At 66.0% G+C, this 7,508-nt stretch carries 6 protein-coding genes and 2 pseudogenes; 6 read left to right on the top strand and 2 right to left on the bottom strand.

Translation table 11 applies throughout. The annotated features are described in order from the left end of the window. Nucleotides 1-337 (bottom strand): annotated as a pseudogene (locus JYJ84_RS23360) (DUF2339 domain-containing protein); the annotation flags it as partial. Nucleotides 338-769: 432 nt separating this feature from the next. Between JYJ84_RS23360 and JYJ84_RS23365 the strand changes: the two are divergent. From JYJ84_RS23365 to JYJ84_RS23385, 5 genes and pseudogenes are all read left to right on the top strand, one after another. Then, nucleotides 770-2,111, top strand: a pseudogene (locus JYJ84_RS23365) (betaine/proline/choline family ABC transporter ATP-binding protein); the annotation flags it as partial. After that, nucleotides 2,104-3,000: a choline ABC transporter permease subunit gene (gene choW, locus JYJ84_RS23370; protein ID WP_122947967.1), complete on the top strand. Its 897-nt coding sequence runs from the start codon at nucleotides 2,104-2,106 to the stop codon at nucleotides 2,998-3,000. The pseudogene JYJ84_RS23365 and the gene choW, both read left to right, overlap by 8 nt. A gap of 107 nt (nucleotides 3,001-3,107) precedes the next feature. Then, the gene (locus JYJ84_RS23375) at nucleotides 3,108-4,106 is read left to right on the top strand and encodes a GlxA family transcriptional regulator (protein WP_122947966.1); all 999 of its coding nucleotides are present in this window, start codon (nucleotides 3,108-3,110) and stop codon (nucleotides 4,104-4,106) included. Between the two features lie 96 nt (nucleotides 4,107-4,202). Beyond that, nucleotides 4,203-5,150, top strand: coding sequence for a choline ABC transporter substrate-binding protein (locus JYJ84_RS23380; protein ID WP_122947965.1), 948 nt, complete (start codon nucleotides 4,203-4,205; stop codon nucleotides 5,148-5,150). Nucleotides 5,151-5,446: 296 nt separating this feature from the next. After that, nucleotides 5,447-6,073: a trimeric intracellular cation channel family protein gene (locus JYJ84_RS23385; protein ID WP_122947964.1), complete on the top strand. Its 627-nt coding sequence runs from the start codon at nucleotides 5,447-5,449 to the stop codon at nucleotides 6,071-6,073. Between the two features lie 9 nt (nucleotides 6,074-6,082). On the opposite strand, the gene JYJ84_RS23390 is transcribed toward JYJ84_RS23385, so the two are convergent. After that, nucleotides 6,083-6,508, bottom strand: coding sequence for a PACE efflux transporter (locus JYJ84_RS23390; RefSeq protein WP_122949612.1), 426 nt, complete (start codon nucleotides 6,506-6,508; stop codon nucleotides 6,083-6,085). 142 nt (nucleotides 6,509-6,650) lie between these two features. Between JYJ84_RS23390 and JYJ84_RS23395 the strand changes: the two genes are divergently transcribed. After that, on the top strand, nucleotides 6,651-7,508 hold an 858-nt coding region (locus JYJ84_RS23395), incomplete at its 3' end, for a LysR substrate-binding domain-containing protein (RefSeq protein ID WP_205189513.1).

The following is a 7,508-nucleotide window of genomic DNA, read 5'->3' on the forward strand; positions in this document are numbered from 1 at the left end:
GGGGCCTGTGTACCGCCGCGTCGACCGTGCTCGAGCTGGCCTTCGCGCCGGCCAGCTGGCCGCGCAGCGACGCGACTTCGCGCGTCAGCGTCTCGACGGTTGCTTCAAGGCGCGCGACGCGCTCGGCCAGCGGAACCGGCGGCTGTGCGGGCGGGGCCTGCATCGAGAAGGTGTCGGGTGACGCGGCCTTGGTCTTGCGCTTGCGCTGTTGCAGCGTGTTGTCGAGGCAGAACCCGATCGCGGCGCCGAGCACTGCGCCGGTGATGGCGGAGAAATCCCCGATCAATGCGGCAATCCCGCCCACGATGAAGCCGATTGCGGTAAAAGCCCAGTTCATCTCGCCTTGCTCCCTCTCTCGTATCGTTATCGGCCTGCGATCGGATCTGTGCCGATCGAGGCGGTGTCGGCATGGCCGGCAGGCGAACCAGCATGCGCGGCTGATCACGGTGGCCGCGTGGCGGCCTGCGTCGCGATCAGCCTGTTGGCGGGGAATGTATCACAGCGGCCGTCGCGGAATTCCAGGGTTGGCGCGGTATCGCGGCGTGCGCCGTCCGGTGTCGTCGCGCGGCTTTTTGCACGGTCATGCTTTTTATGGGTGAACGCTGTGCGCTTTCGTCTGAGCAGATCGACGCGTGATCGGACGTGAAATTGTCGTAAAGCGACGCGCGCCCGATGCGAATCGGCGCAAAACGCGACGCGATCTGCGCTGCGCTGCTGCGCACAAGTCCGATGTGCGATGCCCGCCGGTGTTGGCCGTGCGCGTATTGCACCGCCGCAATTGCGTGCCGCCGCGTGCCGCGGCCCGCCTGGCGGGGCTGGAGGCCGTGTCGTATTTGCGCAAGCGTTTGTCGTAATTCGTCGGCAGGTCGGGGTTTTTTCTGGCAACTATGTAGGCACGCTAAGACAAGCGCGAGTCCCCGCTACACGAGGAGAAGGTTTCGATGGATGCCCCCAAGGTCGTGGTCGAAGGTCTGTGCAAGGTGTTTGGAAGCAACCCGCAGCAGGCGCTCGACATGCTCGCCGCCGGCGCGACGAAGGACGAGGTGCTCAAGCGCACCGGTCAGGTCGTCGGCGTGCACAACGTCTCCTTCGATGTGCAGGAAGGCGAAATTTTCGTGCTGATGGGCCTGTCCGGCTCCGGCAAGTCGACGCTGATCCGCCTCGTGAACCGGCTGGTCGATCCGAGCGCCGGCAAGGTGATGATCGACGGGCTCGATGTCGCGTCGGCACGCCGCTCGGCGCTGACCGCGCTGCGCCGCAAGGACATGAGCATGGTGTTCCAGTCGTTCGCGCTGATGCCGCATCGCTCCGTGGTGTCGAACGCCGCGTTCGGCCTGGAAGTCGCGGGTGTCAGCAAGAAGGAACGCGAGCGCCGCGCGATGGAAGTGCTCGAGCAGGTCGGCCTCGCGCCGTTCTCGCACAAGCTGCCGTCCGAGCTGTCGGGCGGCATGCAGCAGCGCGTCGGCCTCGCCCGCGCGCTGGCCGTGAACCCGTCGCTGATGATCATGGACGAGGCGTTCTCCGCGCTCGATCCGCTCAAGCGCCGGGAAATGCAGGATGTGCTGCTGCAACTGCAGAAGGAACAGCGCCGCACGATCATGTTCGTGTCGCACGATCTGGAGGAGGCGCTGCGCATCGGCAACCGCATCGCGATCATGGAGGGCGGCCGGCTCGTGCAGGTCGGCACGCCGCAGGACATCATCGCGAACCCGGCCGACGATTACGTGCGCGCGTTCTTCGACGGCATCGACACCAGCCGCTATCTCACGGCCGGCGACCTGATGCAGACGGGCGCCGTGCCGATCGTGTCGAAGTGCGATGCCGCGAACGTCGCGGCGACGCTGAACGGCAGTGCCGAATACGCGTTCGTGCTCGACGCCGCACGCAAGATCCGCGGCTTCGTCACGCGCGATGCGATCGGTCAGGCCACGCCGTCCGTGCGGCCGATCGAAAGCATCCGGCGCGATGCGTCGCTCGAACATGTCGTCGCGCGTGTGGTCGCGAGCCCGAATGCACTGCCTGTCGTCGACGACGACGGCTGCTACTGCGGCTCGGTCGATCGTGCGCTCATCCTGAAGGCCATCACGCGTTCGCGAGGTTCCCATGTCTGAAATGATTCCGCTCGGTACCTGGGTCGACCAGTCCGTTCACTACCTCCTCGACCACGACGCCAAGACGTTCGACGCGATCGGTCAGGCGATCGAGGGGCTCGCGGCATTCGTCGAGCACAGCCTGCAGGCGATCCCGATGTGGATGATGATGGCGATCTTCATCGGCGTCGGGCTGTGGCGGGTGGGTTGGCGCTTCGCGCTGTTCACCACCGCGTCGCTGCTGCTGATCTTCGCGACGGGCTTCTGGGATCAGACCGTCATCACGCTCGGCCTCACGCTGTCGTCGACGATCATCAGCCTCGTGCTCGGCATCCCGCTCGGCGTCTGGGCTGCGAAGAGCAAGTGGGTGGCCGCGATCGTGCGCCCGATCCTCGACCTGATGCAGACGATGCCCGCGTTCGTCTACCTGATTCCGGCCGCGATGCTGTTCGGTCTCGGCCGCGTGCCGGGGATCCTGTCGACGGTGATCTTTGCGATGCCGCCCGCGGTGCGCCTGACGAGCCTCGGTATCCGCCACGTGAACCGCGAGATCGTCGAAGCCGGCCAGGCCTTCGGCTGCACGCCGTGGCAGCTGCTGTACAAGGTGCAGTTCCCGAATGCGCTGCCGTCGATCATGCAGGGCGTGAACCAGACGATCATGATGGCGCTGTCGATGGTGATCATCGCGTCGATGGTCGGCGCGGGCGGCCTCGGCAACGACGTGCTCGCCAGTATCCAGCGCCTCGATATCGGCCTCGGTTTCGAAAGCGGTCTGTCGGTCGTGCTGCTCGCGATCATTCTCGACCGCATCACCGAAAGCTTCGGTCGCGCGCCGGGCACCGTGAAGGCGCCGCTGTTCTCCGGCCTCAAGCAGCTGTTTCGCGTGAAGGCCGCACCCGCACAGGCCTGACCTCCGGCGGCCGGAATCCCCGGCCGCTCGCCCTGAATATAGATAACGGCCTCCGCGGCTTGCGCCGCGGGGCTGGCCCCCTGCAACCTCCTCGCCAGGAGACCGATGTGACGTCCGCCGTCGCTGTCGCGCCCGCTGCCTGCGTTTCACCGGTTTCGTCCCTCGCCCATTTCGGCTTCCTGACGCTGCCGAACTTCTCGATGATCGCGTTTTCGAGCGCCGTCGAAGTGCTTCGGATGGCGAACTATGTCGGGCGTGACGATCACTACCGGTGGTCGATCTACTCGCTCGACGGGAGTCCGGTGCACGCCAGCAACGGCATCGCGGTGCGGCCCACGCAGGCGCTCGACTACACGAACCTGCCCGACGTGATGATCGTATGCGGCGGCATCCGCATCCGCGACGTGGTCGACGAAGGCGCACGCGATACGCTCGCGGCGCTCGCCGAACGCGGTCTGCCGCTCGGCGGCATCTGCACCGGCGCGTATGCGCTGATGTCGAGCGGGCTGCTCGACGGCTATCGCTGCACCGTGCACTGGGAGAACCTGTCCGCGCTGCATGCCGAGTTTCCGCAAGTTGGTTTCGCCGATGAACTGTTCGTCGTCGACCGCGACCGGCTGACCTGCACCGGCGGCACCGCGCCGCTCGACCTGATGCTGAACCTCGTCGGCATGCGGTTCGGCCAGCAGCTGGCCGCGCAGGTCTCCGAGCAGTTCATCCTGGAGCGCATCCGCAGCTCGACCGATACGCAGCCGATTCCGGTCGATGCGCGCGTCGGCTTCTCGCGCGCGGAGCTGATCGAGGTCGTGCGGCTGATGGAGGCGAACATCGAGGAGCCGCTGTCGCTCGAAGAGCTCGCGCGGCTCGTACGACTGTCGCAGCGGCACCTGCAGCGGATGTTCAAGGTGTACCTGAACGTGTCGCCGACCCACTATTACCTGACGCTGCGCCTGAAGCGCGCGCGCGACCTGCTGCGCACGACCGACGCGTCGATCGCGCGCGTGACGACGGTCTGCGGTTTTCATTCGCCCTGCCATTTCAGCAAGGCCTACCGTGCGCAGTTCGGCCACGCGCCGAGCTACGAGCGCCGGTTGCCGGGGCGCTGACCGACCCTATTCCGCGACGCCGCCGGGATCGCGGCGCGCGGCTTCAATAAACGATCCCGCATTCAAGCAAACGACATCACTTTGAGGAGAAGCAAGATGAAGCGCCTATTGATCGCAGCGGTGTGCGGGATCGGGATAACCGCGCCGATGTCGGCCGTCTATGCGGCCGATCCGCCCGTGTGCAAGAACGTGCGCTTCGCGGATGTCGGCTGGTCCGACATCGCGGCGACCACGGGCCTCGCATCGACGATGCTGCAGGGCCTCGGCTACAACCCGACGAAGACGATCGCATCGGTGCCGATCACGTTCGCCGGCATCAAGAGCAAGCAGATCGACGTGTTCCTCGGCTACTGGTCGCCGACGATGGACCCGATCATCCAGCCGTTCACGAAGGCCGGCCAGATCAAGGTACTTTCGACGCCGAACCTGACCGGCGCGAAATACACGCTTGCGGTGCCCGACTACGTGTACCAGGGCGGCCTGAAGTCGTTCGCGGATATCCAAAAGTACGCGGACAAGCTGAACGGCAAGATCTACGGGATCGAACCGGGCAACGACGGCAACCTGCTGATCAAGAAGATGATCGACGGCAACCAGTTCGGCCTCGGCAAGTTCAAGATGGTCGAGTCGAGCGAGGCCGGGATGCTGGTCGAGGTGAATCGCGCGATCCGCGACAAGCAGTGGATCGTGTTCCTTGGGTGGGAACCGCATCCGATGAACGTGCAGATGAAGATCGACTACCTGAGCGGCGGCGACGACGTGTTCGGCCCGAACTACGGCGAAGCGAAGGTGCTGACGGCGACGCCGCCCGACTACTCGCAGCGCTGCCCGAACGTCGCGAAGTTCGTGTCGAACCTGCAGTTCACGACGACGATCGAGAACCACGTGATGGTGCCGATCATGAACAAGGAAGATCCGAACAAGGCGGCGACCGAGTGGCTGAAGGCGAACCCGCAGGCGCTCGACAAGTGGCTCGCCGGCGTGACGACGCTCGACGGCAAGCCGGGCCTGCCGGCGGTGAAGGCTTATCTCGGCGTGCATTGAGCGAGGTGCGCAGGGCTTCACGGTCCTGACTGGAGGCCCGACGTGCTTTCGAGCCGGCGGAAGCAGGACACCCATCCTGCTTCCGCCGGCTTTTTGCATTCGGCTGCACGCGCGACCCGACAGTGAGCGAACGATGCGCTAGACTGCCCGATCCCGATCGAGGAGGCGGTCATGATCCGCAACATGCGTGATGTATCCGGATGGCGGCAGGAAGGCGGCAGGCGACGGAACGGAGCGTCCACTCGTGTCGACACGCGCAGCAGCCGGATGATGCCGCACCCCGGCAGTCCTTTCGCATGAAGCGCATCGAGCAAGTCGTGCTCGCCGCCGATCTCGCGGGCACGGTGGTGTTCGCGATCGAGGGCGCCAATGCGGCGATCGGTGCCGGACTCGACCTGTTCGGGGTCATGGTGTTGTCGCTCGTCGTTGCGCTCGGCGGCGGCGTGATCCGCGATCTGCTGATCGGCGCACGGCCGCCGAGCGCCGTGAGCGATTGGCGCTATCCGGCACTTGCGTTCGCATCCGGGCTGTTCGCGTTCGTGTTTCACGCGCGGGTCGCGACGTTCTCGCCATCGCTGCTCACGACGCTCGATGCGGCCGGCCTCGCGTTGTTCGCGGTCGCGGGCGCGGTGAAGGCGCTCGAATTCCGGGTTCACCCGTTCATTGCGACGCTGATGGGCGCCGTGACCGGTTGCGGTGGCGGCGTCGTGCGCGATGTGCTGCTCGCGCGGGTGCCGGTCGTACTGGTCACGGACATCTATGCGAGCGCGGCGCTGCTCGGCGCGGTGTGCGTCGTGTCGTGCAGGCGGCTCGGGTGTCCGCCGATCGTCGCGGCCGTGCTGGGCGGCGTCGTCTGCTTTGCGTTGCGGATGGCGGCGGTGCGCTTCGGCTGGCAATTGCCGAAAATTGCCACGGGCGCGTGAGCGTTCGGCTCACGCCCCCTTCGTCGCCGCCGGCACGTCGAACACGCGATCGAACGCCCACTGGAACACGAACGCGTAGCAGAAGAAGAACGCGAACAGTCCGATATCGACGACGAACGCGTCGAGCCACGAGATATCGAGCCACCACGACACGACGGGCACGAGGATGAAGATCAGCCCGCCTTCGAATCCGGTGGCATGCAGGATCCGCCGCCCGAGCGTGCGCGCCGGCTGCCGCCGCGACGCTTCCCAGCGCTCGAACAGCGCATTGAAGAGCAGGTTCCACAGCATCGCGATCGCCGACATCGTCGCTGACAGTGCCCCCGAATAGACGAGATCCTGCTTGAAGATCGCCGCGATCACGGGCGAGATGCAGGAAATGGCGATCGCTTCGTAGAGCACCGCCTGCGTGATCCTGCGCGGTAGGCCTTGCACGTTGTTTCTCCGGTTCGACGACACGCGCCGCGGCACCGCGACGTCCCGCAAAGCTACCCGCGTTGCACGCCCGCTTCAATTCACCTAATCTCACCCCGATTGAATCGAATTCAACCCGGCCGCATCCGGCCCGCGAGGCCCCGTGTTCTCGAAAATCCCCCTGACTGCATTGCGTGTATTCGAGTCGTCGGCGCGGCTCGGCGCGTTCAAGGCCGCCGTGGACGAACTGTCCGTGACGCCGGCCGCCGTGTCGCACCAGATCAAGTCGCTCGAAACCCGGCTCGGCGTGCTGCTGTTCGAGCGCGGCGCGAGCGGCGTGCGGCTCACGGACGAAGGCGAGCGCCTGTTTCGCGCGAGTCACGATGCACTGCTCGCATTGAGTCGCGGGCTCGATGCGGTGCGGCCCGAAGCGATCGGCGAGCGCATGCTCGTGCTGACCACCACGCCCGCCTTTGCCGCGATGTGGCTGATTCCGCGCCTCGGCCGGTTTCGTCATGTCGATCCGCACCTGCACATCAAGGTCGAAACCGGCAACACGCTCGCCGATCTTGAACGCGATGCGCGGATCGATCTTGCGATTCGCGCGACGTCGCGCACGTTTCCGGCGCTAAACGAGATGGCGCTGATCGACGAGTATTTCGGCGCGTATGCGGCCGCCGGATTCGACGCGCATCGCACGGACGAGCCGCTCGACCTGATCGAGACCGTGTGGGACACGCCGCTGCCGGTATCGGTCGACTGGGCGTCGTGGTGTCGCGCGGCCGGTCGCGAATCGTGGCTCGAACGCGCGGTGTTTCGCCACTACGACGACGAGCATTACGCGTTGCAGGCGGTCCTGCACGGGCAGGGCATCGCGCTGCTCAGCTCCGTGCTGGCTGCCGAGCATGTCGCGCACGGGGCATTGATGCCGATCGAGCCGTCGGTGCGGCTCGACGGCGCGCGCTTCGTTGCGCTGTGCCGGCCGGGGCGGGAGCGGGAGCCGCAGGTCAGGTCGTTTCTC

The organism is Burkholderia sp. LMG 13014 (assembly GCF_905232215.1).
Classification (GTDB): domain Bacteria; phylum Pseudomonadota; class Gammaproteobacteria; order Burkholderiales; family Burkholderiaceae; genus Burkholderia.